This window comes from Cryobacterium sp. TmT2-59 (assembly GCF_004403545.1).
Taxonomy (GTDB): Bacteria; Actinomycetota; Actinomycetes; order Actinomycetales; family Microbacteriaceae; genus Cryobacterium; species Cryobacterium shii.
Window position 1 is genome coordinate 1 of sequence record NZ_SOGM01000039.1, and the last position, 24,508, is coordinate 24,508.

A 24,508-nucleotide genomic window follows, 5' to 3' on the forward strand; every position below is an offset into this window, starting at 1 on the left:
AACGTCTGGCTCCGGCGGCCCGCGCGCGGGCCGCCGGCTCGTCGACGTCGCCCGGACCGCGCGCAGCCCGGGTCCCCGCGTCGAAGGCCGCCGCCCCGGGCGGTCGCGTGCGCAAGCTCGCGACCACCGGTTTCACGGTCGCTGCCATGGCATTCGTCGCGCTGATGGCCATCTCCACCTCCCTGCCCGCTGAGGCACTGCTGTCCTCCGCCGACGTGCAGGCCGCCGCTTACACGGCGAAGAGCTCCGGACAGAGCGAGCCGGCCCAGACCCTGACCATGGACGGCGGCACGGACACGATCTCGGTACAGCGCGACGGTTACAAGTCGCAGACCATCGCCGAGGTGGCCGCCGCCAGCGGCATCCGGATGGAATCGACCTTCACCAACAACCCGAACGGCACCGTCCAGTGGCCCTTCTCGGTTGGCGTGCACATCGGTGATCACTTCGGTGCCCGTGACTGCGCAGGGTGCTCGTCCAACCACCGAGGCCAGGACTTCAACCCCGGCATCGGCGCGCCCATCCAGTCGATCGCCGACGGCGTGGTCAGCTACGCCCAGGACGGCGAAGGCAGCCTCGGGGTGCACATGATCATCGACCACATGATCGACGGCAAACTCGTCTCCAGCGTCTACGCCCACATGATCCACGGCTCGATGCTGTTCAAGGAGGGTGACGTCGTCAAGGTCGGCCAGGTCATCGGCCAGGTCGGAAACACGGGCATGTCGACCGGGCCGCACCTGCACTTCGAGATCCGGATCGGCGGCCAGAACGGCACGCACGTCGACCCTCTCGTCTGGCTGTACGCCAACACGAACTAGCGCGCATCCGGCCCCGGTGCGCTCGCGCTCGGTCGCCGCACCGCACCGCGCCTGAACTCGCGTCGCCGCGCCTGATGCGGGTCAGGCAACCCCGGACGTGACTTCGGCTACCGGAACCCCGGTCCGGTTGCGCCCAATGGCCTCCAGGAGGCCCTCAGGCAGGGCGAGGTGCGATAGCCCGGTGATGCTGAGCAGGTCGCTGTCTGCCTCGCCCGCGGGCTTCAGGGCCAGGACCTGGTCGTGCAGGCGCTCCATCTTGACGTCGAGCCGATTCGCGACATCCGCTGCCTGTTTCAGGTCGAAGACGAGGTCGACCGGCACGGCCCCCCGGTACTTGTAGTAGATCTTGTGCTCGAGGCTGGCCCAGAAGTCCATCGCCACGGTGCGGATCTGGATCTCGACGGTGACGGGCTCCACCCGGTCGGACATGAAGACCGGGATCGCGACGATCAGGTGCAGGCTCTTGTAGCCGTTGCCTTTCGGGGATGCGACGTAATCCTTGACCTCGAGAACCGTGACATCCTGCTGCCTCGTGAGCATGTCGCGGATGCGGTAGATGTCGGAGATGAAACTGCAGGTGATGCGGATGCCTGCGATGTCCTGGATCTGCGCCCGGATGTCGGGCAGCGACAGCGGGCAGCCCTTGCGGTTGGCCTTGTTCAGGATTCCCTCCGGCGACTTCAACCGCGAGTTCACGTGCTCGATCGGGCTGTAGTCGTGGATGGAAGCGAACTCCTCCTTCAAGATGTTGATCTTGGTCATCATCTCGTCGGTGGCGAACTTGTACGAGAGCATGAACCGGGCGAGCTCAATCTTGAGCTGTCGGCGCTCGACGAGGCCCATTCGGACGTCGGTCTCCGTGCCCATGCCGCTATCGATCCCCGTGCCGGTCACCGTCGCTCCTCCAGCGAGCCCAGACGTCGGGCCGCGCTCCGATTGTCCCACGGCGGTGCTGCGGGTCCCCTGACAGGGCCGCCGCGCCGGGCAGGTCCGCGCCCAGCCGCGCAGCGCCGCGGTCCGGCGTAGGACCAATTCGACGGAGATTTTGCTCTCCAGAGCCGATTTCGGCCTGATTTGGGCCGATTCGGGCAAAATCTCCGTCGAATTCGTCAGGGGCGGTGGTGCGGTGGCCGGGCGTGCGGGCCGGGCGCGCGGCCGGGCGGGCGGGCAGCCCGGCGGGCGGCAGGTCCTAGGCGCGCAGCCAGACCGTGGTGTCGCCGGGCAGCTTGCCGCCCGTGAGCGGGCCGCTGGCCAGCAGCACTTCGCCGACCGGCAGCGGGGCGGATGCGGCGCCCGTGTTCGCGAGCACCGTCACCGTTCCGTTGGTGAACGCCACGATCTCGTCACCGTGCCCGGCCAGCCAGCGCACCGAACCGAGTCCGAGCCGGAGCTCGCGGCGGAGGCGCAGTGCGAGCGTGTACAGCTCGAGGGTGGAATCGGCCACGCCGACCTGAGCGTCGCGGGCCAGCCCGGCCCACGAGGCCGGCTGCGGCAGCCAGCTGCGCGCCGAGGGGCCGAAGCCGTAGGAGGGGGCGGCTGCTTCCCAGGGGATCGGCACGCGGCATCCGTCTCGGCCGTAGCGCTCCCCGTTGGTGCGGAACCAGGTCGGGTCCTCGCGCGCGGAGTCCGGCAGGTCGATGACCTCGTGCAGGCCGAGTTCCTCGCCCTGGTAGAGGTAGCTGGAACCGGGCAGCGCGAGCATCAGCGCCGAGGCGGCGCGGGCGCGGTGCAGGCCGACCACGAGGTCGGGGAGATCGGGCGTCTTCGGCCCGATGCCGTGCCCCTGCAGGCTCTCGTGGTTGAGGGCGAGCCGGGAGGCGTGCCGCACGACGTCGTGGTTGGAGAGCACCCAGGTGCTGGGGGCTCCGACCTCGCCGAACGCGGCCAGGGAGTCGTCGATGACGCGCCGGAGGGCGACGCCGTTCCACGGGGTCTCGAGGTAGGCGAAGTTGAAGGCCTGGTGCATCTCGTCGGGGCGCACCCACTCGGCGACGTGGCTGAGCGGGTCGACCCAGGCCTCGGCCGCGAGGATGCGGTCGCCCGGGTATTCGTCCAGGATGAGGCGCCAGTCGCGATAGATCTCGTGCACGCCGTCCTGGGCCCAGTAGGGGGCGGTCGGGGCTGCGCCGGGGATGCTGCCGAGGTCGAGCACCGTCGCGCCGCCCATGCTGCCGCCCTCGACGGGGGTGTAGTCGGGGAGGCCGGCTTCCTTGATCATGCCGTGCGCGACATCCACCCGGAACCCGTCGGCGCCCCGGTCGAGCCAGAACCGCAGCACGTCGCGGAACTGCGCGCGCACCCACGGGTTGTCCCAGTCGAAGTCGGGCTGGGTGGTGTCGAAGAGGTGCAGGTACCACTGGCCGGGCGTGCCGTCGGGGTTGGTGATGCGAGTCCAGGCCTTGCCGCCGAAGACGGAGTCCCAGTTGTTCGGGGGCAGCTCGCCGTTCTCGCCGGAACCGTCGCGGAAGATGTAGTGCGCACGCTCGTCGCTGCCCTCCGGGGAGGCCAGGGCGGCCTGGAACCAGGGGTGCGCGCTCGAAGAGTGGTTGGGAACGAGATCGACGATGACACGGATGCCCAGATCATGCGCGGTGCGCTGCAGGATGTCGAAGTCGTCGAGAGTGCCGAACAGAGGGTCGACGTCGCAGTAGTCGGCGACGTCATACCCGGCGTCGCGCTGCGGGGACGTGTAGAACGGTGACAGCCAGATCGCGTCGATTCCGAGGTCGCGCAGGGCCGGTAGACGCCCGGTGATGCCGGCGAGGTCGCCCATCCCGTCGCCGTTGGCGTCCGCAAAGGATCGGGGATAAATCTGGTAGATAACGGCGGTACGCCACCATTCTGTGCCTGTCATGGGGAAAACATTACGGCATTTTCCACAGGGTGAAAGCGTTTGCATGACATCTCATTTAAACGAACTCTACAAAGATTTCCCCACTTTTTCCTCGTGAATTGCCAACCGACCTACGAGAAGATATAAATGTAAACGCTTGCACAATTGTCAATGTCCTTACGAAAGGCACACCAATGATGGTGAATAAGAAAGGCCTCCTCGCTGCTGGTGCAGTCGCGGTCGCCGCGTCCCTGGCCCTGGCCGGCTGCGCCGGAGGTTCAACCTCCGGAAGCTCCAAGTCCGATGCCGCTTCCAGCACCCTGACCGTCTGGGTCGACGCGGACCGCGCCGCCGTCCTCAAGGATGCGGCAGCCGCATTCACGAAGGAATCCGGCGTCAAGGTCAAGCTCGTCCAGAAGGACTTCGGAAAGATCCAGGAGGCGTTCATCGCCCAGGTTCCGACCGGCAAGGGCCCCGACATCACGATCGCCGCACACGACTGGCTGGGCAACTTCGTCAGCAACGGCGTCGTGCAGCCGGTCGAACTCGGCGACACCGTCGGCGACTACCAGAAGGTTGCCGTCACGGCCATGAGCGTCGAGGGCAAGACCTACGGCGTGCCGTACTCGATCGAGAACATCGCGCTCCTGCGCAACACGGCCCTCGCGCCCACCGCGCCGGCCACCTACGACGACATGATCGCCGCCGGCACAGCAGCCGGAACGGAATTCCCCTTCCTCGTGCAGGTCGGGCCGGAGTCCGACCCGTACCACCTGTACCCGTTCCAGACGTCCTTCGGCGCACCCGTCTTCGGCACCAACGCCGACGGCAGCTACAACCCCGACGACCTCTCCATCGGCAACGCCGGCGGCGAGGCCTACGCGGCCTGGCTGGCGAAAGAAGGAGCAGCAGGTCACCTGAGCGTGAACGTCACCGGCGACATCGCCAAGGAGAAGTTCAACTCCGGAGCCTCACCGTTCCTGATCACCGGCCCGTGGAACGTGCCGGACGCCCAGAAGGCCGGCATTGACGTGGCCGTCGACCCGATCCCGTCCGCCGGTGGCTCGCCCGCGCAGCCGTTCGTCGGCGTGCAGGGCTTCGTCGTCAGCGCCAAGTCCAAGAACGCCCTCGCGGCGAACGAGTTCCTGGTGAACTACATCGGTTCCGAGAAGGTCCAGACCGAGCTGTACAAGGTCGGCGGCCGCGCACCGGCACTGACCTCCGCGTTCGAGGCGGCCAGCTCCGACCCGATCACCGCCGGATTCGGCGCGGTAGCGGCCGAGGCCGTTCCCATGCCCAGCATCCCGCAGATGGGCAAGGTCTGGCAGTTCTGGGGCGTCACCGAGGCCGCGATCATCACCGGCGCCGGCGACCCCACGCAGCTCTGGCAGAAGATGACGGCCGACATCCAGGCCGCCATCAAGTAGTCGCTCCACCACGCAGCAGCTCCACCACGCAGTCCTGAAGGACCGCCCCGGCCTCTCTCCCTGAGGCCGGGGCAGTCCCCGGGGCTGCCCGGCCCGGCATCGGGCAGCACCACGCACCGCACGCACCGCACGCATCACCACGCATTACCACGCAGCTTAGGCACGGCAGAAAGCGGACGAAGATGACCACCACAGGCACCGAGCAGGGCGAAGCGCCGGTCACCCCACGGGGCGACGGGCCGGGCGAGTCACCCGTCGTTCAGACGTCGCGTTCGAAGCGTGCGGCCAGGGTCGCCGAGGCGGCATCCGTGGGCGTGAAAACGCTTCTGGTCAAGATCGCCCTGCTCTCCATCGTGGACGCGATCGGCGTCTACGCCCTGATGGTGCTCTTCCTCAAGCAGGACTGGGTCGTCTTCGGCGCCGTCCTGGTCGTTACCGCCGTCGTGAACTGGATCTACTTCAGCCGGTACAAGCTGCCGGCCAAGTACCTCGCTCCCGGCCTGATCTTCCTCCTGATCTTCCAGATCTTCGTCGTCGGCTACTCCGGCTACATCGCCTTCACCAACTACGGCACCGGCCACAACAGCACCAAGCAGGACGCGATCACCTCCCTGATCGTCTCGTCCCAGCAGCGCGTGCCCGACTCGCCCACCTACGACCTGACCGTGCTCGAGAAGCTCGGCACGTTCAGCTTCCTGGTCACCGACCCCGACGGCACGGTCAGCGTGGGCAGCACGGATGTCCCGCTCACCCCCGTCACGAACGCGGAGGTCGACGACGCGGGCAAGGCCGTCGGGCTCTCCGGCTACACGCCGCTCAAGTTCAACGACATCGTCAGCAACCAGGAGGCCATCGCGGCCATCTCCGTGCCGCTCTCCGACGACCCCAACGACGGCACCCTCCGCACGCCGGACGGCTCCAGCGCCTACCTGTACCTGTCCGACCTCGTCTACGACGAAGCGGCCGGCACCATGACGAACACGACGACCAGCACCGTCTACGTCGACAACGGCAAGACCGGTTCATTCGTCGCCGCGGACGGCACCGAGCTGCTGCCCGGCTGGAAGGTCGAGGTCGGCCTGGCGAACTTCGCCAAGGCCTTCGGCTCCGAGTCGATTCGCGGCCCGCTGATCAGCGTGACCATCTGGACCTTCGCGTTCGCCCTGCTCTCGGTGCTGACCACGTTCGGGCTGGGCCTGTTCCTGGCCATCGTGTTCAACAACATGAAGATGCGCGGCCGCAATTTCTACCGTGTCGTGCTGATCCTGCCGTACGCGTTCCCCGCCTTCCTCTCCGCGCTGGTCTGGGCCGGCATGCTCAACCCCCAGTTCGGCTTCGTCAACCAGGTGCTGTTCGGCGGGGCCGAGATCCCCTGGCTGACCAACGAGTGGCTGGCGAAATTCAGCATCATCTTCGTCAACCTGTGGCTCGGGTTCCCCTACATGTTCCTGGTCTGCACGGGAGCGCTGCAATCGATTCCGGAGGAGATCCAGGAGGCCGCTACCGTGGACGGCGCCCGGCCCGGCCAGGTGTTCCGCCTGATCAAGCTGCCCCTGCTGCTGGTGTCCGTCGCCCCGCTGCTGATCTCGTCCTTCGCGTTCAACTTCAACAACTTCAACCTGATCTACATGCTCACCAACGGCGGGCCCAGGGACGTCACGGCCGGGGTGAACGTGGGTGCCACCGACATCCTGATCTCCATGGTCTACAAGGTGGCGTTCGTGGGGGCGAGCCGCGACTACGGGCTCGCCAGCGCGTTCTCGATCATCATCTTCCTCCTGGTCGCCCTCGTGTCGATCATCAGCTTCAAACAGACCAAGGCGCTAGAGGAGTTGAACTGACATGCGGATTGCAGCCCCCGAAACCAGCGACCTGTACATCCCGACGAAACGACCGTTCAGTTTCCGGCGGTGGTTCCTCGACACTGGCTGGCGGCACCTGATCGGTGTGGTCATGCTCGTCTTCTGCTCCTTCCCCCTGCTCTATGTGCTCTCCGCGTCGCTGCATCCGGGCGGCACGCTGATCACGGCCAACGGCCTGTTCAGCGAGGTGAACCTGGGCAGCTACCAGACCCTGTTCGACCTGCCCCAGCAGCCCTACGCGGCCTGGTACGGCAACACGCTGCTCATCGGCACCATCACCTCCGTCTGCACGGTGTTCCTCGGGGCACTCGCGGCGTATTCCTTTTCACGGATGCGTTTCGCCGGCCGCCGGGCCGGGTTGCTGATGCTCGTCCTGGTGCAGATGTTCCCGCAGCTGCTCGCGGTCGTGGCCATCTTCCTGCTGCTCAATGGCATCTCCGACATCTTCCCGATGATCGGTCTGGACTCCCAGATCGGCCTGATCATGGTCTACCTGGGCGGCGCCCTCGGCGTGAACACCTACCTGATGTACGGCTTCTTCAACACCATCCCGGCGTCCATCGACGAGGCCGCCAAGATCGACGGAGCCGGCCACGCCCGGATCTTCTTCACCATCATCCTGCGGCTGGTCGCGCCGATCCTCGCCGTCGTGGGGCTGCTCTCCTTCGTGGGAACGACCAACGAATTCGTGATCGCCAGCATCGTGCTGATCACGCCGGAGAAGCAGACCCTCGCGGTCGGCCTGTACCAGTTCGTCTCCCAGGAGTTCTCCAGCAACTACTCCGTCTTCGCGGCCGGGGCCGTGCTCGCGGCGCTGCCCGTGATGGCCCTGTTCCTCTGGCTGCAGAAGTACATCGTCGGCGGGCTGACCGCCGGATCGGTGAAGTAAGGAACCATGCTCTCCACGCTTGACCGGTCCCACGCACAGCCGCACCAACTCCCGCACCACGACGGCTCCCCGCTGTACGTGTCCGACCTGTCGCCCGCCCCCGGGGACAGGGTGCGGGTGCGGGTGCGCGTGCCGGAGTCCTTCGGGGTGGTCGCATCCGTGCATGTCCGGTCCACTCCCGACCAGGAGCCGCGTTTCGGCGCGGCCACGCTCCTCGGCGCGCAGGGCGGCTGGCAGTGGTGGGAGGCGGGCGTGGCGGTCGACAACCCGGTCACCGGTTACCGGTTCCTGATCACCCTGGACGACGGGAGCCACTGGTGGCTGAACGCCGCCGGGGTGCACGACATCGAGACGCTCGACTCGGCGGACTTCAAACTCGTCAGCCACCCGGCCGCACCGGACTGGGCCTCGTCCAGCGTGATCTACCAGATCTTCCCCGACCGCTTCGGCCGTTCGCCGGCCGCGGACCTGCGGCAGGCGCCCGCGTGGGGTCTGCCCGCGGCGTGGGAGGACGAGGTCGAGCAACTGCCGCCGGGCCGTTCGCACCAGTTCTACGGGGGAGACCTCGACGGCGTCATCGCCCACCTCGACCATTTGGAACGGCTCGGCGTCACCCTGCTCTACCTGACGCCCGTCTTCCCCGGCGGCTCCAACCACCGGTACGACGCGTCCAGCTTCCACGAGGTCGACCCGCTGCTCGGTGGCGACGAGGCCCTGGTGCGGCTGGTCGGTGCCGCGCACGAGCGCGGCTTCAAGATCATCGGCGACCTCACGTCGAACCACTCCGGAAACCGGCACGAGTGGTTCCGCGCCGCGCACCGCACTCCGGGTGCCGCCGAGAGCGCCTTCTACTACTGGCTGGACGAGCAGCAGGACGACTACGAAGCCTGGCTGGGTGTGCCCGCACTGCCGAAGTTCAACTGGAACTCCGTGGAGCTGCGCACCCGCTTCATCGAGGGCCCCGACTCGGTGGTCGGCAAGTGGCTGCGAAAGCCGTACAACCTGGACGGCTGGCGGATCGACGTGGCGAACATGACCGGCCGCCTCGGGGGCGAGGACCTGAACGCGGAGGTGAGGCAGACCATCCGTCGCACCATGATCGAGGCCAACCCCGACACGATCCTGCTCGCCGAATCGACCAACGACGCCTCGGGCGACTTCCAGGGCGACGCCTGGCACGGTGCGATGACCTACACGACGTTCACCCGCCCGGTCTGGAGCTGGCTCTCCAAACCGGACAGTCCCTCCCCGTACTTCGGGCTGCCCTACGGCACCATCCCGCAGAGCGACGGGCGGCAGTTCGTCGAAGCCCACACCCGGTTCACGGCCGGCTACCCGTGGCGCACCCGCCTGTCCACGATGAACGCCCTCGACACCCACGACACGCCTAGGTTCCGCACCCACGCGATCGACGGGGGAGTGCCCGTGGCCTTCGGGCTGAGCGCCACCCTGCCCGGCCTGCCGGTGGTCTTCGCCGGCGACGAGTTCGGCCTGGTCGGCGAGGACGGGGAGCACTCGCGCACCCCGATGCCCTGGGACACCGCCGCGGAACCCGACGTCGCCGCGACCATCGACCTGTACGCGGAGCTGATCCGCCTGCGCACGGGCCACCCGGCCCTGAACGGCGGCGGGATGCGGTGGCTGCACGTGGGCGCGGACGTGCTCGTCTACGTGCGGGAGGCGGAAGAGGAATCGGTGCTGCTGATGGCCGCCCGCTCCGCCTGCGAGGTGACCCTGCCGGAGGGTGCGGTGGCGGGGGCGGCGACCCGCCTCCTGGGAGCGGCCGAACTCACCGAGGAGACCGGGGGCATCCGTCTCACCGCGGACGGGCCGAGCTTCACGGCCTGGGCGCTGCCGGGCGCCCGGGCGCCCAAGAGGTGACCGCGGTCAGCGGGGAGGCCAACTTGGTGATAATATTTACCGGTTGCCGAAATTTGGCTTAGTTTTCCCTCGTGGATGGCTTTGCCCCCTTAGCTCATTGGTAGAGCACTTCCTTGGTAAGGAAGAGGTAGTGGGTCCGATTCCCACAGGGGGCTCTGGCTTGGAAGCTCTTGCAGCCGACAGGTCGTGGCGGGGTAGCTCAGTTGGTTAGAGCACACGGCTCATAATCGTGGTGTCGCGGGTTCAATTCCCGCTCCCGCTACCAGAACATACGAAGAAGGTCCCGCCTCAGGCGGGGCCTTCTTTCGTTGTCGCCCCGGACCCTGGTTAGTCGCGACTGCGGGTCACCAGCGAGTCGACGACAGCCGAGACCAGCAGAACCACGGATCCGGCGCCCAGGGTGAACCCGGCCGTCACGGTGCTGATGACCCGGGGATCCGCCGGCGCCGGGGCGGTCAGGTAGAGGAGCGACATCACCCCGGCCGCGGCTCCGACCAGTGCGAGCAGGCTCTGCCTGACCAGGCCCCTGAGCAGGCGCCGGTCGCTCTTGTCCGCGAGCAGCCGCACGTTGACGTTCAGCTGGCCGCTCTCCAGGGCGAGCCCGATCTGGTCGAACCGCCGTGGGAGGCGCCGCACGCTCGGGAGCAGGGCCAGCAGCTCGGTGGTCAGCAGCTCGCGCACATTGGCCGGCGCCAGCTGGTCCCGGATCTGCACATTGGCCAGCATCCGGGATTCCTCGAGCAGGTCGAACTCGGGCAGGGTGGATCGCAGGGTGCCTTCGAGCACGGCGAATGCCCGCGCCGCCGCCACGAACTCGGCCGGGATGCCCACCCCGTATCGGGTGAGGATGGCGACCAGGACATCCACGGTGAGCACGCTGACGCGCGCACCCGGGCCGAGGTCGAAGGTGATGAACGCGCTCAGCTCCCGCCGGAAGGCCTTCTCATCCGCCCCCTCGCGCAGGGGCGCGAGGGACAGCAGCCCGTCGGCGATGAGCTGGGTGTCCGACTGCAGGTAGGCGATCACCAGCTCCTGAATCGTCTCCCGCAGTTGCAGGTCGAGCCGGCCAACCGAGCCGAAATCGACCAGCGCGGGAGTTCCGTCCGCGAGCAGCATGATGTTGCCCGGGTGCAGGTCCGCGTGGAAGACGCCGTCGAACACGATCTGGCGCACGAAGGCGCTCAGCACGACGCGCATGGCGGCGCCCAGCTCGGCCCGGGGTGCTCCGACCCTCTCGTTCAGCTCGCTGAAGGTGTCCCCGACGAGGTATTCCATCACCAGCACGCGGTCGTTGGAGAGGCTTTCGAACAGCTCGGGCAGACGCAGCTCGCCGGGCCGGGGCCCTCTCAGCTGGAGTGCGCGCATGGCCGACAGGTTGCGGGCCTCCAGCCGGAAGTCCAGCTGGCGCACCAGGTCTGACGCATAGTCCTCAGCGACGGCCTTGATCCCGAGGCTCCGGGCCTGCGGCGACGTCAGGCTCAGCACGTTCGTCACCCGCAGGGCGATGGCGACGTCGCGTCGCAGCTCCGGCACGATTCCGGGGCGCTGCACCTTCACGGCCACGACGGTACCGTTCTTCAGCGTGGCCCGGTGCACCTGCCCGATGGATGCCGCGGCGATGGGTTCGGGATCGAACTCGGCGAAGACGCTGGCCAGGGGGGCGGCGAACTCTTCCTCGAGCATCCGCTGTACCTCGGCCCAGGGCGCCGGTTTTACGCTCTTCTGCAGTTGGGAGAGTGCGGCGACGAATTCCGCGGGCAGGAAATCGGATCGGGTGGAGAGCAGCTGGCCCATCTTCACGAAGGCTCCGCCGGCTTCCTCCAGCGCTGCCCGCAGGCCCTCGGCCTGCACGCTGCGAACGGATGCCCCGCTCGGCTCGGTCCCGAAGTCCAGCCGCCGGATCGGGAGCAGTCCGTTCTTTCGCGCGATGCGCACGAGCTCGGCGAAGCGCCGGCCGCGCTGGAGGAAGGGCCGCGGGGGAGCCGGGCGGCTCCGCTCCGCTGCCAGGGTCAGTTTCGGAATGGTGATTCCCCGTGCGCCGTCCACCGTCTCAAATCTCCTGTCCAACACCGGGACCCTGCGCCGCGTGCCGCCGGGTCGTGGACTCGCGCTCGCCCGGCGTAGCCTGCCGGTCGGCAGGAGATCCGGATTACAGCATGCCCGTTCAGGATGGGAGGCGGATGCGAACGAGCCGGGGGGAGCGATAGCCGCGTTCCCCCGGGTGCCGCCTGTTCTGGGGGCACCCCTCGGGGGCGAGCGGGTTCCGGGTCCGCTAACGTGAACCTAACGGACGCCGGGGGGCGGCGATGCAGCCGAATCGACGTGGGGGCCCTGCCGGGCGCGGTGGGGCACGGGGCCGCGGTGGCCGGTGTGGATCATGTGGCTGGCCTTGGGCGCCTACGTCATCGGCCTGGCGCTGCCGCGGAGCGGTTTCAACCCCGTGGTGGACATCGGGCTGGCCCTGTCGACGAGTTGGCTGGCCGCCGGAGTGTGCTGGGTGGGCGTGTTCCGCACCCGGTTCGCCGGCGATCACGTGCTGTGGGCGGCACTCGGCGTTTCCTTGATGGCGGTCGGCGACACGTATTACGTGCTCCTGACCGCGAGCGCCGGGCAGGAGCCGACCACGTCCCCGGCCGACGTGGCCTACCTGTTGTTCTACGCGACGATGCTGGCCGCCCTGGCCGCGCTCGTGCGACGTCAACTCCGGGGCCTGCCGGGGCCGATTCTGCTGGACAGCGCGGTGGGCTTTCTGGGAGCGGCCGCCTTCCTGGCCGTGGTGCTCGACCCCGTCCTGGAACCGGCCCTGGAGGGTCCTCCGTCGCTGGCGACGGCCGTGGCGGTGTCCTACCCGGCGTTCGACCTGCTCCTGATCGCAGCGATCGCCGGCATCGCGGCGGCGCCCGCCCTGCAGCTCGGCCGGGGCTGGATCCTGCTGGTTGGAGGTCTCGCGGTCTTTGCCGCCGCAGACGTCTGGGTTGCTCTGATGGACCTCACCGGCGGCTACGTGATCGGCACGCAGCTGGACGCGGGGTGGGCCTTGGGCATCACAATGATCGCGGCCTGGGTCGACCTGTCGGTGCGCCCCCGGCGGGACGGCCCGCCTGCCCGTGACGGCAGGTGGGCGCTGGCGGTACCCGCGGCGGCAGGTGGGCGCTGGCGGTACCCGCGGCGGCGACGGTGGTGGGACTCGGGATCCTCCTCGCGTCGAGTCGAACGCCGGTGTCGGAACCCGCGGTGGTCCTGGCCGGGGCAACCCTGGTCCTGGCGGCGGTGCGCACCCAGCTGGCGTTCCGGCAGCTGTGGAGGATGGCGGACCTGCGCGGCCTGGCCAGGACCGACGATCTCACCGGCCTGCCGAACCGACGGGCCCTGCATTCCGATGTTCCCCTTCGCCTGGGGGCACGGCAGGGCGGCCGCAATGCGCTGTTGCTGCTGGACCTGGACCGGTTCAAGGAAGTCAACGACAGCCTCGGTCATGACGTCGGAGATCTGCTGCTGATCCAGGTCGCGGCCCGATTGTCCCGGCAGGCGCGCAGCGGCGACCTCCTGGCCCGGTTGGGTGGCGATGAATTCGCGCTTCTTTTCGACGACGTCGGTGGCGATGACCGGCTGCGTACCCTGCAGGAGCTGCGCGCGGCGCTCGCCGAGGGCCAGCTGGTGCTGCACTACCAGCCCAAGATCGAGCTGGCCACGGGGCGGGTCCAGGGCGTCGAGGCCCCCGTTCGCTGGAATCACCCCGGCCGTGGGCTGCTGTATCCGGATGCGTTCCTGGCCATCGTCGAGGAATCCGGGTTGATGCACGAGATGACCGACGTCGTGCTCAGCCTGGCGCTGGACCAGGCGGCGATCTGGCAGGCGCAGGGCCGGATGCTCACGGTCGCGGTCAACCTGTCCGCCAGCTCCCTGGTCGATTCGGACCTGCCCGAACGGATCGGGGCCATGGTCGCGGCGCGCGGACTGCCCCCAGCGCCCTGATGGTGGAAATCACGGAAGAATTCCTGATGGACGACCGGGACCGGGCCCGGGACATCCTGACCCGGTTGAGGACGAGCGGTATCCGGGTGTCCGTCGACGATTTCGGCACCGGGTACAGTTCGCTGGCGTACCTGCGGGAGCTCCCGATCGACGAACTCAAGCTGGACCGGTCCTTCGTCTTTCCCATGGCGGACGATCCGCGCGCCGCCGCGTTGGTGCGTTCCATCGTCGACCTTGCCCACAGCCTGGGGCTCAGGATGGTGGCCGAAGGCGTGGAGGACACCGTCGCCTACGACCAACTGACCGGCTACGGCTGCGACCAGGCCCAGGGCTTCCACATATGTCGGCCGGTTCCCGCCGACGAACTGGGCAGTTGGCTCGACGGGCGCCGCGTGCCGGCGGCGACCGGTCTCAGCCGGCGACCCGTCTCATCCGCTGACCGGTGACCGCTGACCCGTGACCACTGACCGCTTCGCCTGCGGTCCTACTTGAGCTCGATCTCGACGAAGGTGAACTCGGTCGTTCCCGGGTTGACCATGTTGTGCGTGCGCCCAGCCTCCCGGAAGTAGGAGACCCCGGCCACCAGTTCGCTGATGGAGTCGCCGTCCTTGGTCTCCATCAGGAGTCGGCCGGTGCTCTGCGGTACGACGAGGTAGTCCAGGGTGTGCAGGTGCGAGCCGGTTTCGGAACCGGGTGCAAAACGCCACTCGGTGACCTTCATGCGGGCGTTCTCAACCTGGACGGTGGCAACGGCGGGCGGACGGCTCATGGTTTTCCCCTCGCGGCCCCGTGGCCGGTTCGATCTGTTTCAGCGTGTGCCGCCACGGTAGCGGACTTTGGCCGCGCCGCGGAACACACCGGGCGTACTCTGACGGCGTGCAGACCTATACCGCGGCCCAGGTGCGTGAGGCGGAGACGCCCTTTCTGGAGGCGGGCGTGCCCCTGATGGAACGGGCGGCGGCCGGCCTCGCCGCTGAGGCGGCGACCCTGCTCGGGGAACGCCGCGGGGCAGTGGCCGGCACCCGTGTGCTCGTGCTTGCGGGCGCCGGCAACAACGGCGGTGACGCCCTCCACGCGGGAGCGCTGCTCGCGGCACAGGGCGCTCGGGTGTCGATCGTGCCCACCGCGCCCCGCCTGCACGTGGCGGGCCTGGCCGCGGCCCTCGCGGCGGGGGCGCGCCTGTTTCCGCTGGAGGAACCGGGGCCCGCGCTGGCGGAGCGGGCGCGCAAATCCGACCTCATCCTGGACGGCATCCTCGGCACCGGCACGAGCGGTTCCTCCGCGCTTCGGGGGCGCGCCCGCGAGGTCGTGGCGGCCATCCTGCCCGTGCTGGGCGCCCGGGTGGCGCCCGTGGTGGTGGCGGTCGACCTGCCCAGCGGGATCGGCGTGGACGATGGCGCCGTTCCGGATGCCGCGGTGCTGCCCGCGAGGGTGACGGTGACGTTCGGGGGCTGCAAGGCCGGCCTGGTGCGGGAACCCGCCGCGGGCCTGGCCGGCCGGGTGATCGTGGTGGACATCGGAATCTGCGCCGAGCTCGAGCGGATCGCGGCCCGCGACCGGGGCTAGGTCTACCCGGCCCCGCAATCCCCGCCGTCGCCCGTGGGGAGCACTTTCTGTGCTGTTTCCAAGGTCGGGGCCGTTGCATTCTGCCCGCGCCAGCGCCTGAATGTGGAAATAGGTATTCTTCACCGGCAGCGGCCAAGGGGGTCGAATTCGTGATAAAAGTTCTCCTGGCAAGTTTCGTCGCCCTGATCGGCCTGACCATGCTCCCCGGAGGCCTCGGGCCGCTCCTGGTTGTCCCGGTGTGGCTGATCTGGGAGGTCTCTGCAAGGGTGGACCGGTTGCGGTTCAGTCGCGATGTGCAGCGGGAGTGGGAACTCCTGGTCGATTCCTGACCGTTCAGCCGGGGTGGGCGCCGGGTGACGACCATGCGTCGGGGGCGCCGGCCCTCTGCAGAGCGTCTTCCAGCAATTCGAGGTCGATGCGGGCATGCTTGAGGGCGATCGCGCTGGCGTCATCGGGGCGCTGCGCGCAGATCGCGTCGACGAGGTTCTCGTGGTCGGCGAGGGCGCGAAGCTCCATGGTACGCATCCCGGTCGTTGAGCCCCACAGGTGAGCCGGGGCGGCGATGCTGACCCGGGACTCCAGATCGAAGAGGACGGACTGGAGGGTCTCATTGTGGGCGGCCGCGCAGATCGCGATATGCAGTAGCTCATCGGCTCGCTGGGACTGCGGACCCGACTCGGCCTCCCGGAAAGCGGTCAGGCGCTGCCGCAGCTGCGTGACGTCCTCATCGGTGCGTTTCTCGGCGGCGGCCCGGGCGATCGTCCCCTGAAGTCGGCTTACCGCCTCGCAGGTGTCGCGGAGCACGTCCCAGCGCGCCGACAGCGTGCGGTGCACAGAGGCTTTGGATGACGAGGTCCACTGCTCGCGTACGAATGATCCACCGCCGCGCCCGCGCTGGGTTTCCAGCAGGCCCTGGCCGACCAGGCTGGCGATTGCGGCACGAACAGTCATCCGGCCCACGCGCAGGGAGGCCGCCAATTCGCGCTCGGACGGCAGCCGTGAGCCGGGAAGGTACTCGCCGATCGCGATGGCCGTGACCAGACGGTCGGTGATCTCGTCTGCCCGCGAGACGGCGGCCAGCGGAGTGCGCAAGGACCCAGCGGGGTCCGCGCCCGTTGTGCGACCGGAAGTCGAACGGCCGACCGTGGCTGCTCGCGGTGATTCGTCCAAGATGCCCCTTCCCTCCCCACTGGCCCCCGTTCGCGTGGGTGCGCATGTCCGAGGTGTAACGACCATATTAAGACACAAAGAATGGTCTTGTCACGAGACCTTTACTGCGCGATGATATCTCTCACCGTCCACCGACGGTCGTGACCCGGGGGAGAGCAGTGCCTGACATCAGTACCCGAACCGTGCCGTTCGGCGAGTGGGAAACCTGGGTTCGCATCACCGAACCCGACGAACCACGGGCCGGAGCCCTGCCCCTGGTCGTGCTGCACGGCGGCCCGGGAATGGCCCACGACTACCTGCGAAACCTCGACGAGCTCGCCAGCAGCGGGCGCACCGTCATCCACTACGACCAGCTCGGCTGCGGCAAGAGCACTCACCTGCCCGACGCGTCGGCGGACTTCTGGACGCCCCAGCTGTTCGTCGACGAGTTCGAGAATCTCGTCGCCGCCCTGGGGCTGGTCGACTACCACCTGCTCGGCCAGTCCTGGGGCGGGATGCTCGGTGCCGAGATCGCCACACGCCGACCGAACGGTCTGCGCAGCCTGTCGATCTGCAACTCTCCGGCCTCCATGGGCCTCTGGTCCGAGGGCGCTGCCGAGCTGCGTGCCCTGCTGCCGGAGGATGTGCAGGCGACGCTCACCCGGCACGAGGCTGCCGGTACCCTGATGCACCCCGATTACCTGGCCGCGTCCGAGGAGTTCTACCAGCGACACGTGTGCCGCGTCGTCCCTGTCCCGGATGACTTCCAGCGCAGCGTCGACCAGATGGAGGCCGACCCCACGGTCTACCACACCATGAACGGGCCCAACGAGTTCCACGTGGTCGGAACGCTCCGCACGTGGAACATCATCGACCGGCTCGACCAGATCGAGGCGTCGACGCTTGTGGTGGCCGGCGAATTCGACGAGGCAACCCCGATCACCTGGCAGCCGTTCCTCGACCGCATCTCCACAGTGACCAGCCATGTCTTTCCCGGAGCCAGCCACTGCACCCATCTGGAGCAGCCCGAGACGTTTCGATCCGTCATTGCTGCATTCCTGGCGCAGCACGAACACTGACCTTTCCCTCACGCCCGCCCCCGATCCCCAAGAGAAAGAGCATCCCGATGACAGCATCCCCGAGTTCGCCCGAGCTCAACGCGCAGGAACAGCTTGAGTCCTTCGGCTACAAGCAGCAGCTGAAACGCTCCGTCTCCACCACCGACCTGCTGATCTACGGTCTGATCTTCATGGTTCCGATTGCCCCATGGGCCATCTTCGGCACCGTCTACAACGCGGCGGAGGGCATGGTGCCCCTGGTCTACCTGATCGGTCTGATCGCCATGATCTTCACCGCGCTGGCCTACGCGCAGATGGCGAAATCGATCCCCCTGGCCGGTTCGGTCTTCTCCTACGTCGGCCGGGGCATCCACCCCACGGCGGGATTCTTCGCCGGCTGGGCCATCCTGCTCGACTACCTGCTCGTTCCCACCCTGCTCTACGTGTTTGCCGCCGAGTCGATGATCGGCATCTTCCCTGACTCCCCGCGCTGGGTGTGGGCGCTCCTCTTCGTTGCCGTCAACACCGTGATCAACCTCCTGGGGATCACCTCCATCAAACGGATGAACCGCATCTTCCTCGCGATCGAACTCGTGTTCGTCGTGATCTTTGTGATCATCGCCGTCACCGCGCTGACCAACGGTTCGGTCCCTGGCGCTGAATTCACCATCCTCCCGCTTTGGGACGCGAGCGCGGTGACCGGCCCGCTCATCGCCTCCGCGCTCTCGATCGCAGTGCTGAGTTTCCTCGGCTTCGACGGAATCTCCACGATGGCCGAGGAATCAACCGGGGGACGCAACTCCGCGGGGAAAGCCATGATCACGGCTCTGCTCATTGTCGCTTTCCTCTTCATCGTGCAGACCTGGCTGGCAAGCGCCCTCTCGGCGGGGCGAGCGTCATTCAGCGACAGTGAGGCCGGCAACGCGTTCTTCACCGTGGTCGAGGCTGCCTCCAGCAGTGGATGGGCGACAGCGTTCTTCGTGGTCAACGTGCTGGCCATCGGTATCGCGAACGCCATGGCCGCCCAGGCCGCGACCTCCCGGCTGCTGTTCTCGATGAGTCGGGACCGTCAGCTCCCCAAGTTCCTCAGCGAGATCAGCGGTCGTCAGGTCCCCCGGAACGCGATCCTCGTGGTCTCCGCTCTCTCGGCCGTCCTTGTGCTGTTCTTCGTGGGCCAGATCGACCTGATCGCTGCGCTGGTCAACTTCGGTGCGCTCTTCGGGTTCATGCTGCTGCACCTCTCGGTGATCGTGCACTACATCGTGCGCAAGAAGTCGACGAACTACCTGCTGCACCTGGTGGTGCCGGTCATCGGGTTCCTGATCATCGGCTACGTGCTGCTCAACGCGAGCCCGCTGGCCAAAATCGGCGGCGTGGTCTGGCTCGTGCTCGGTGTCGGAGTTTTCCTCTACTTTCGGCACGCGGGACGCAAGACCGCGCTCGAGGGCGAAATCGGTCCCGAGCCGCTCGCGTTTCCCGCGACCGGCGAACGAGCGGGGCTGTAGACCGTGGACCACTTTCTCGACAAGAGCCATGGTCAGCCGGGATTCTCGGCTGACCGGGAGCCCGCACTGCGGATCGTTCCCGGAACCGGGGAGCGGATCGGCTTCGAAACCAGTGACGAGGTGTACGAGCAGTTGCATGCGCACCACGACATGGCCCGACTCACCGTGCAGATCAACCCGGTGACAGGTCCGGTCTACGTCGAGGGCGCCGAACCCGGCGATGCCCTCGCGGTCACGATCCACGAGATCCGGTTGAAGGACTGGGGCTGGTCGGTCAGCCTGCCGGGATCGGGCGCGCTCCAGAACGTCATGGGCGAAGGCATGTTCACGCGCCGGGTTCCCATCGACGCGGCCGGTGTGCACGTCACGGACCGGCACGTCTTCCAACCGCTGCCGATGATCGGCTGCATCGGCACGGCGCCTGCTGTGGGCTCGAATTCGACGATCATGCCGTCCTACCCCCAGGGCGGGAACATGGACGTCACGGACTGCAGCCCGGGTTCGACGGTGTACCTGCCGGTCATGGTGGAGGGCGCCTATCTGTCGATCGGGGACATCCACGCGATCATGGCGGAGGGGGAGTCCTCCTTCGTCGCGATCGAGGCCGAGGGGATCGCCGTGGTCAGCATCGCCCTGGTGAAGGGGCTGGCGCTCCGGGCGCCCCGGGTGGAGACCGCGGAGGAGTGGATCTTCGTGGGGCTCGGTGATCCGGTGCAGGAGAGCATCAGGCGCGGCTACGAGGACATGTTCGGTTTCCTTGTGGAGGACCAGGGCTGGGAGGCCGGGGACGCCTACGCGGTCATGAGCGCCGTCGGTCACTCGCGCCTCGGCGGACCCACGGGTTCCGTCGCGCCGGACCCGCTGCATCCGTTCACCGCGGTCGGGGCCGTGACGGTGCACCGGCTGCCCAAGAGCGTGCTCTGACGCGGTGGCGGAACCCGACGTGCGGGTTCCGCCGCCGAGTGTCAGGCCGCGCCGGCCGAGGCGGAATGGGCCGTCTGGACTTAACGGACGCGGCCCGGGAGCATGGGCCCATGACCACTTTTGCGCGGCTCGGGCGCTACCGCATCGACGCCGTCCTGGTGCTGGTCGCTTTGGTCTGGGGCGGCAGCTACCTGGCCGCGAAGGTGCTGACCGAGCAGGCGAGCGTCGGCGCGGTGCTCGCCCTGCGCTTCCTGGTGGCCGCGCTCGCGCTTCTCGCCGTCTGGGCGCTGAGCCGGCCGCGGCCGCCGAGCAGGGCCGAGCTGGCCGTCGGCGTGCTGCTCGGGCTCACACAGGCGTCGATCCTGTGGCTGGAGACGGCCGGGGTGGCCGTCACCGCGGCCACGAACGCGGGCCTGATCATCAGCCTGACGATCATCCTCACGCCGATTCTGGAGTCGGTGGCGGCGCGCGACTGGCTGCCGCGGCCCTTCTTCGTGGCCGCGGTGCTGGCGGTCGTCGGGGTGGCGCTGCTCGTCTCCGGCAACGGATTCCACGCCCCGAACCCGGGGGACCTGCTCATGCTCGCGGCCGCGTTCGTGCGGGCCCTGCACGTCACCATGGTCGGCCGCCTGACCCGGGGCGGAGTCGCGGGCCAACGGCCGGGCACCCTCATGATCACGCTGGTGCAGGCCATCGTGGGCGCCGTCGTGTTCTCGGCAGCGGATGCGCCGGGCACGATGCGGGCGATCGGCGCGTTCGGCCCCGCCGCCTGGCTCGGGGTGCTCTACCTCGGCCTGGCCTGCAGCGTGTTCGCGTTCCTGGCGCAGACCTGGGCGATCCGGCGCACCTCGGCCGCGCGCGCCAGCCTGCTGATGGGCACCGAGCCGGTCTGGGCGGTGCTCGTCGGCGTGAGCCTCGGCAGTGAGAGTCTCGGTCCGGTGGCGGTGCTCGGGGCGGGGCTGATCATCGCGGGCACCTTCTGGGGGCAGCGCACTGAGCAGCGGCACCGGTTGAGCCCGGCGGCGACCCCGCCCGCGGTGCTCACCCGTGTGCGCGAGAGCGGGTGAATCGTCGGTTAGAGCGTCTCAGAGCGACGATTCACCCGCTCTCGCGGATGGGGGTGCCTGGCGGAAAACCGCCGCGGCGACGACCAGGTCTTCCCAGGACATGCCCGAGCTGGTGAAGACGCGGGGGCGCGAACGGTCCACGGTCACCTCGCCGGTCAGGATGGCGCAGAGCGGCACGAGCGACTCCGCGTCGATCACGCCGTCCCGGATCGGGATCAGTACGTCGCCGCCCTCCCGCAGTGCCACCTGGCTGTCCTCCACGACGACCTGCGCGCGCCCGATCAGGGCCGAGGGCAGCTCCCGGGCGTTGGGCTCGTGCGAACCGACCGCCACCGTGCAGGAGTCGACGGGCACCAGGTCGCCGTCGAACAGCGGGGTGCGGGCGGTGGTGGCGCAGACGATCAGTTGTGCATCCTGCACGGCGTCGGCGGTGCCCGTGCGGGCGGCCAACCCGCTGGCCTGAACCCGGTCGGCCAGGGCCTGGGCGCGACCGGGGTGCCGGCCGATCACGGTCACCCGCTCGAGCCGCCGGATGGCGCGCATCGCCTCGATGTGGCCCCACGCCTGCGGCCCCGAGCCGAAGACGACCAGGTGCGGGGCCTCGTCGGGCGCGAGCAGGTCGGCGGCGGCGGCGGACACGGCGGGGGTGCGCAGCGTGGTCAGCGCGATGCCGTCGAGGAGGGCGACGGGGCTGAGGTTCGCGGCATCCATCAGCAGGTAGACGCCCTGGATGCGCTCCTGGCCGAGGGCCGGGTTGCCGGGCGCGACCGTGGCGACCTTCACCCCGACGAACTCCGCGGACTGCGTCGGCATCAGCAGCAGTTGGCCGTTGGCCAGGCCCAGGATGCTGCGGCTGAAGTCGGAAGCCGGGTCGAGCCCGTCGCGCACGGCCGCCTGCAGAGCATGCACCGCCGCGCCGAAGCCCACCCGGGCGAAGATCTCCTCGGCTGAGATCCAGGGTATCGGTGAGTCGGAAGCCATGCTCCGACTGTACGTGGCACACCGGAAAGCGCCGCCTGACCCCATCGTCTTGGGGCAGTGAATGGTGGGGACAGGGCACCCCGATGATGTCCCGTCCCCGACTGGGGCGTTTCGGTCCGGTCTCGTCCGGACCCTGCAATCAGGGACTAAGGACCGGCATTCGGGGAACGCTCCTGCCTGTGCATGAGTGTAGGCCGGGTCGCTCTGCGGAGGAAGGGGTAGACAAACGGCCGGCAACGTTTTCGGCACCTGCCTGCCGCGCCTAAAGTGGTGTCAACGAGCCGAGCGCTCGCGACACACCGGGAGAACGAATGCCACAGACCCACCGCGTCGTCGTTGTCGGCGACGCCCTCATCGACGAGATGCGCGACCCGGAGTCCCTGCGCGAGTTCCCCGGCGGGGCCGCGCTCAACGTGGCGGTCGGCCTCGCGGTGCTGGGCGTGCCCACCACCCTGATCGCGATGGTCGGGGGCGACGCCGCCGGCGCGGTGCTGCGCGACTTCCTCGCCTCCCACGACGTCACCCTGGTCGCCACCCCCGGCCCGTTCGGCAGCTCGCGCGCGACCTCCGACCGCACCGACGGCGAGCCGACGTATGCGTTCAACGAGGCCGCGAAGAAGCGCCGGATCGAGTTCGGCCCGGCCGAGCGCGCGGCCCTCGACGCGGCGCGCCTGGTCGTCGTGAGCTGCTTCCCGTTCGACGACACGGCCCAGACGGATGCCTTCATCGCCGCCGTCTCCGAGCCGGAACAACGCCTCGTGATCGACCCGAACCCGCGTGCGGGCATGCTCGCCGACGCCGACCTGTTCGTGGCGAACTTCGAACGGATGGCCGCCCGGAGCCTGCTCACCAAGGTCGGCGACGAAGACGCCGAACTGCTCTACCGCAGCACGCTCGACGACCTGCGCCGGCGGCTGCTGGCGGCCGGAACGCAGACCGTGCTGGCCACGGCCGGGCGGGCCGGGGCATCCGTGGGTACCCGTGACGGCCTGCTCGTGAGCGAGCCGATCACGTCCCTGCCCGGCGCCGTGGTCGACACCATGGGCGCGGGCGACGCCACCCTCGCGTCGACGGTGCAGACCATGCTGACGCGGGGCGTGCCCACGGATGCCGCCGGCTGGCAATCCCTGCTGGCCGACGCCATGCTGATCGCGGCGGCCACCTGCCGCAGCGAGGGTGGCCTGCTGCGGGTGCCGACCGCCTGAGCGCCACTCGCCGCGGCTCGCCTGAGCGCCACCCGCCGCCACTCGCCGCCACTCGCCGCGGCTCGGCCTCGCCGCTCGGCCTCGCCGCTGCCCTGCCCTGTCGCTGCTCCGCCGCTGCGCTGCCCGGATCCGGCCGCCCCTGATCCGCGGGTCTGCCTGCCGCTGAGGGGTCCCAAATCGACCTTCCCGGGCCCCCGGAAGGTCGATTTGGGACCCCTCACGCCGAGACGCGGGCCGCGTGGGTGCGACGCGGGCCGCGTGGGTGCGACGCGGGGGAGGACGTTCCGGGTCTGCGGCTCAGTCGGCGACGACCGGCTTGACCGCGCGCACGATGGCGCCGTGCATGCCGTCGGCCACGTCGTGGGTCAGGGTCACACTCACCTGCTCGAAGCCCGCGCGGGAGAGCCCGGTCTCGTATTCCTCGATCGAGAGGGCGCCGGCGATGCAGCCCACGTGCGAGCCGCGTTCGGCCCTCTGGGCGGGCGTGAGGTGGTTCTCGGCGACGACGTCGGACACGCCGATGCGGCCGCCGGGACGCAGCACCCGGAACATCTCCGCGAGGACGGCGGGCTTGTCGGTCGACAGGTTGATCACGCAATTGGAGATGACGACGTCGACGCTCTCGGTGGGCAGCGGCACCTCTTCGATCGTGCCCTTGAGGAATTCGACGTTCTCCGCCTGGGCGGCGGCAGCGTTGCGGCGGGCCAGGTCGAGCATCTCGTCGGTCATGTCGAGTCCGTAGGCGAACCCGGTCGGGCCGACCCGTCGGGCGGAGAGGAGCACGTCGATGCCTCCGCCGGAGCCGAGGTCGAGCACGGTTTCGCCGGCCTGCAGGTCCGCGACCGCGGTCGGGTTTCCGCAGCCGAGGCTGGCCAGCACGGCGTCGCCCGGCAGACCGGCGGTGGCATCGAGGCCGTAGAGCACGGAGCCGAAGACCGCGCTCTCGTCGACCGCGCCCGGTCCGCAGCAGGAGTCCGGGGCATCCGTCGTGTCGGTGCTGCAGCAGGAGGCCGACGGGGCGAGCAGGGAGCTGCGCCCGGCCTCGGTCACCGACAGCGCCGCGCTCGCGTAGCGCGCCCGGACCTCGTCACGTACGGAATCAGCGGTGTCGCTCATGGTGTTCTCCCTTGGCTGGTCGCCGGGCAGCTGTCGCCCGGGTCTTATATTGATGTCTGTCGATGCAATCTACGTGAAAGATCGACAGTCGTCAATGTCTCCCGCCGTGAGGGGTCCCGAATCGACCTTCCCGGGCCGATCGAAGGTCGATTCGGGACCCCTCAGCGGATCGGGAGCGGGAGACGAGACGGATGCGGCGGCCAGGGCGCGGCGGGCCGGGCGGGGCGCGTCGCGACGGCGGGCCGGGCG

General features: G+C 68.8%; 19 protein-coding genes, 2 tRNA genes and 1 pseudogene. 15 read left to right on the forward strand and 7 right to left on the reverse strand.

Going from position 1 to position 24,508, the window contains the following annotated elements; all coding sequences use genetic code 11:
• Positions 1–821, forward strand: an 821-nt coding sequence (locus tag E3T24_RS06380; RefSeq protein WP_134434431.1) for a M23 family metallopeptidase, incomplete at its 5' end; no start/stop codon positions are given.
• A gap of 81 nt (positions 822–902) precedes the next feature.
• Here E3T24_RS06380 and E3T24_RS06385 read toward each other — a convergent pair.
• Both E3T24_RS06385 and E3T24_RS06390 read right to left on the reverse strand, forming a co-directional pair.
• Positions 903–1,664: a GTP pyrophosphokinase family protein gene (locus E3T24_RS06385; protein ID WP_134366236.1), complete on the reverse strand. Its 762-nt coding sequence runs from the start codon at positions 1,662–1,664 to the stop codon at positions 903–905.
• A 346-nt stretch (positions 1,665–2,010) separates the two neighbouring features.
• Complete coding sequence (locus E3T24_RS06390; RefSeq protein ID WP_241976021.1) at positions 2,011–3,675, reverse strand: glycoside hydrolase family 13 protein; 1,665 nt, start codon at positions 3,673–3,675, stop codon at positions 2,011–2,013.
• A gap of 173 nt (positions 3,676–3,848) precedes the next feature.
• On the opposite strand from E3T24_RS06390, the gene E3T24_RS06395 reads away from it, so the two are divergent.
• The 6 genes from E3T24_RS06395 (at position 3,849) to E3T24_RS06420 (ending at position 9,978) form a co-directional block, all read left to right on the forward strand.
• The gene (locus tag E3T24_RS06395) at positions 3,849–5,081 is read left to right on the forward strand and encodes a maltose ABC transporter substrate-binding protein (RefSeq protein ID WP_134366206.1); all 1,233 of its coding nucleotides are present in this window, start codon (positions 3,849–3,851) and stop codon (positions 5,079–5,081) included.
• A 182-nt stretch (positions 5,082–5,263) separates the two neighbouring features.
• Complete coding sequence (locus tag E3T24_RS06400) at positions 5,264–6,922, forward strand: ABC transporter permease subunit (RefSeq protein WP_134402967.1); 1,659 nt, start codon at positions 5,264–5,266, stop codon at positions 6,920–6,922.
• 1 nt (position 6,923) lies between these two features.
• Positions 6,924–7,832, forward strand: coding sequence for a sugar ABC transporter permease (locus E3T24_RS06405; protein WP_134366204.1), 909 nt, complete (start codon positions 6,924–6,926; stop codon positions 7,830–7,832).
• 6 nt (positions 7,833–7,838) lie between these two features.
• A complete protein-coding gene (locus E3T24_RS06410) occupies positions 7,839–9,713 on the forward strand; it encodes a glycoside hydrolase family 13 protein (RefSeq protein WP_134366203.1) in 1,875 nt (624 codons plus the stop codon).
• An 83-nt stretch (positions 9,714–9,796) separates the two neighbouring features.
• Positions 9,797–9,868, forward strand: a tRNA-Thr gene (locus E3T24_RS06415).
• Positions 9,869–9,901: 33 nt separating this feature from the next.
• Positions 9,902–9,978 (forward strand) — tRNA-Met (locus E3T24_RS06420).
• Positions 9,979–10,040: 62 nt separating this feature from the next.
• Here the strand turns inward: E3T24_RS06420 and E3T24_RS06425 are convergent.
• Positions 10,041–11,759 (reverse strand): AarF/UbiB family protein, encoded by a 1,719-nt coding sequence (locus E3T24_RS06425; protein WP_134366202.1) that lies wholly within the window; start codon positions 11,757–11,759, stop codon positions 10,041–10,043.
• 1,260 nt (positions 11,760–13,019) lie between these two features.
• On the opposite strand from E3T24_RS06425, the pseudogene E3T24_RS17910 reads away from it, so the two are divergent.
• Positions 13,020–14,134 (forward strand): annotated as a pseudogene (locus E3T24_RS17910) (bifunctional diguanylate cyclase/phosphodiesterase).
• 38 nt (positions 14,135–14,172) lie between these two features.
• Here the strand turns inward: E3T24_RS17910 and E3T24_RS06440 are convergent.
• A complete protein-coding gene (locus E3T24_RS06440; RefSeq protein WP_134366199.1) occupies positions 14,173–14,457 on the reverse strand; it encodes a cupin domain-containing protein in 285 nt (94 codons plus the stop codon).
• A 107-nt stretch (positions 14,458–14,564) separates the two neighbouring features.
• On the opposite strand from E3T24_RS06440, the gene E3T24_RS06445 reads away from it, so the two are divergent.
• Positions 14,565–15,254, forward strand: coding sequence for an NAD(P)H-hydrate epimerase (locus E3T24_RS06445; RefSeq protein WP_241976026.1), 690 nt, complete (start codon positions 14,565–14,567; stop codon positions 15,252–15,254).
• A gap of 149 nt (positions 15,255–15,403) precedes the next feature.
• The gene (locus tag E3T24_RS06450) at positions 15,404–15,583 is read left to right on the forward strand and encodes a hypothetical protein (protein WP_134366198.1); all 180 of its coding nucleotides are present in this window, start codon (positions 15,404–15,406) and stop codon (positions 15,581–15,583) included.
• 4 nt (positions 15,584–15,587) lie between these two features.
• Here E3T24_RS06450 and E3T24_RS06455 read toward each other — a convergent pair whose 3' ends face one another.
• On the reverse strand, positions 15,588–16,346 hold the full coding sequence (locus E3T24_RS06455) for a GntR family transcriptional regulator (protein WP_241976031.1): 759 nt from the start codon (positions 16,344–16,346) through the stop codon (positions 15,588–15,590).
• Between the two features lie 236 nt (positions 16,347–16,582).
• On the opposite strand from E3T24_RS06455, the gene E3T24_RS06460 reads away from it, so the two are divergent.
• From E3T24_RS06460 to E3T24_RS06475, 4 genes are all read left to right on the forward strand, one after another.
• The gene (locus E3T24_RS06460; protein WP_198416003.1) at positions 16,583–17,482 is read left to right on the forward strand and encodes a proline iminopeptidase-family hydrolase; all 900 of its coding nucleotides are present in this window, start codon (positions 16,583–16,585) and stop codon (positions 17,480–17,482) included.
• A gap of 47 nt (positions 17,483–17,529) precedes the next feature.
• Positions 17,530–18,966, forward strand: a complete 1,437-nt coding sequence (locus E3T24_RS06465) for an APC family permease (protein WP_134366195.1) — start codon at positions 17,530–17,532, stop codon at positions 18,964–18,966.
• A 3-nt stretch (positions 18,967–18,969) separates the two neighbouring features.
• Positions 18,970–19,890: an acetamidase/formamidase family protein gene (locus E3T24_RS06470; protein WP_134366194.1), complete on the forward strand. Its 921-nt coding sequence runs from the start codon at positions 18,970–18,972 to the stop codon at positions 19,888–19,890.
• 110 nt (positions 19,891–20,000) lie between these two features.
• Positions 20,001–20,957, forward strand: a complete 957-nt coding sequence (locus E3T24_RS06475; protein WP_134366193.1) for a DMT family transporter — start codon at positions 20,001–20,003, stop codon at positions 20,955–20,957.
• A gap of 18 nt (positions 20,958–20,975) precedes the next feature.
• Here the strand turns inward: E3T24_RS06475 and E3T24_RS06480 are convergent, their stop codons facing one another.
• A complete protein-coding gene (locus E3T24_RS06480) occupies positions 20,976–21,938 on the reverse strand; it encodes an ornithine cyclodeaminase family protein (protein ID WP_134366192.1) in 963 nt (320 codons plus the stop codon).
• A 311-nt stretch (positions 21,939–22,249) separates the two neighbouring features.
• Between E3T24_RS06480 and E3T24_RS06485 the strand changes: the two genes are divergently transcribed.
• Positions 22,250–23,143, forward strand: coding sequence for a PfkB family carbohydrate kinase (locus tag E3T24_RS06485; protein WP_134366191.1), 894 nt, complete (start codon positions 22,250–22,252; stop codon positions 23,141–23,143).
• Between the two features lie 297 nt (positions 23,144–23,440).
• Here E3T24_RS06485 and arsM read toward each other — a convergent pair whose 3' ends face one another.
• Entirely contained in the window at positions 23,441–24,259 is an 819-nt protein-coding gene (gene arsM, locus E3T24_RS06490; protein WP_134365134.1) for an arsenite methyltransferase, read from the reverse strand.
• Between the last annotated feature and the right edge of the window lie 249 nt (positions 24,260–24,508).